This window comes from Candidimonas humi, assembly GCF_019166065.1.
Classification (GTDB): Bacteria; Pseudomonadota; Gammaproteobacteria; order Burkholderiales; family Burkholderiaceae_B; genus Candidimonas; species Candidimonas humi.
In genome coordinates this window covers 1-1,952 of the sequence record NZ_JAHTBN010000023.1, presented here as the reverse complement: position 1 = coordinate 1,952, position 1,952 = coordinate 1, and the positions used below count along the sequence as shown (strand labels likewise).

1 rRNA gene is annotated in these 1,952 nt (G+C 54.3%); it reads left to right on the top strand.

The window, feature by feature from the left end:
- Window positions 1–339: 339 nt before the first annotated feature.
- Window positions 340–1,870: ribosomal RNA gene (locus tag KVP10_RS21130) — 16S ribosomal RNA — on the top strand.
- The last annotated feature ends 82 nt before the right edge of the window (window positions 1,871–1,952 follow it).

The following is a 1,952-nucleotide window of genomic DNA, read 5'->3' as shown; positions in this document are numbered from 1 at the left end:
CGGTACGTTAAAAACTTCCTTCTCCGGTTTGACAAGCTTAAAAAACTCCTTCATAATCTCGTTTCTCTGCTTCACACACAACGCACTGCACAAAACGCAGGGTGCTGTAGGCAAAGCGGAACTGCTCTTTAACAACGAAACAACCGATAAGTGTGGGCGCTTGGAATGAGTGTGCCAGATTCTCTCACGGGAATCGGCTTAACAGACCAAGTGCTTGCACAGACAGGAAGAAGCCAGGTTTGGTAATACAAGCTTGTCTTTTTCTTTGAGCAAGCGACAGGGCTTGGCGCGGGACTGGTGAGCGATCACTGGTAGGCGCGGGCCCGAACAACAGGCATTGAACTGAAGAGTTTGATCCTGGCTCAGATTGAACGCTAGCGGGATGCTTTACACATGCAAGTCGAACGGCAGCGCGGACTTCGGTCTGGCGGCGAGTGGCGAACGGGTGAGTAATGTATCGGAACGTGCCCAGTAGCGGGGGATAACTACGCGAAAGCGTAGCTAATACCGCATACGCCCTATGGGGGAAAGAGGGGGATCGCAAGACCTCTCACTATTGGAGCGGCCGATATCGGATTAGCTAGTTGGTGGGGTAAAGGCCCACCAAGGCGACGATCCGTAGCTGGTTTGAGAGGACGACCAGCCACACTGGGACTGAGACACGGCCCAGACTCCTACGGGAGGCAGCAGTGGGGAATTTTGGACAATGGGGGCAACCCTGATCCAGCCATCCCGCGTGTGCGATGAAGGCCTTCGGGTTGTAAAGCACTTTTGGCAGGGAAGAAACGGCGCTGGTTAATACCTGGCGCAACTGACGGTACCTGCAGAATAAGCACCGGCTAACTACGTGCCAGCAGCCGCGGTAATACGTAGGGTGCAAGCGTTAATCGGAATTACTGGGCGTAAAGCGTGCGCAGGCGGCTCGGAAAGAAAGATGTGAAATCCCAGGGCTTAACCTTGGAATGGCATTTTTAACTCCCGAGCTAGAGTATGTCAGAGGGGGGTAGAATTCCACGTGTAGCAGTGAAATGCGTAGAGATGTGGAGGAATACCGATGGCGAAGGCAGCCCCCTGGGATAATACTGACGCTCAGGCACGAAAGCGTGGGGAGCAAACAGGATTAGATACCCTGGTAGTCCACGCCCTAAACGATGTCAACTAGCTGTTGGGGCTTTCGGGCCTTGGTAGCGCAGCTAACGCGTGAAGTTGACCGCCTGGGGAGTACGGTCGCAAGATTAAAACTCAAAGGAATTGACGGGGACCCGCACAAGCGGTGGATGATGTGGATTAATTCGATGCAACGCGAAAAACCTTACCTACCCTTGACATGTCTGGAATCCTTAAGAGATTGAGGAGTGCTCGCAAGAGAACCGGAACACAGGTGCTGCATGGCTGTCGTCAGCTCGTGTCGTGAGATGTTGGGTTAAGTCCCGCAACGAGCGCAACCCTTGTCATTAGTTGCTACGAAAGGGCACTCTAATGAGACTGCCGGTGACAAACCGGAGGAAGGTGGGGATGACGTCAAGTCCTCATGGCCCTTATGGGTAGGGCTTCACACGTCATACAATGGTCGGGACAGAGGGCTGCCAACCCGCAAGGGGGAGCCAATCCCAGAAACCCGATCGTAGTCCGGATCGCAGTCTGCAACTCGACTGCGTGAAGTCGGAATCGCTAGTAATCGCGGATCAGCATGTCGCGGTGAATACGTTCCCGGGTCTTGTACACACCGCCCGTCACACCATGGGAGTGGGTTTTACCAGAAGTAGTTAGCCTAACCGCAAGGGGGGCGATTACCACGGTAGGATTCATGACTGGGGTGAAGTCGTAACAAGGTAGCCGTATCGGAAGGTGCGGCTGGATCACCTCCTTTCAGAGCCAGGCACACGAAGCGTAAGCGTCCACGCTTATCGGTTGTTGTAGTACAGAGAGATCACGGCAGTCCGTCGCGCGGG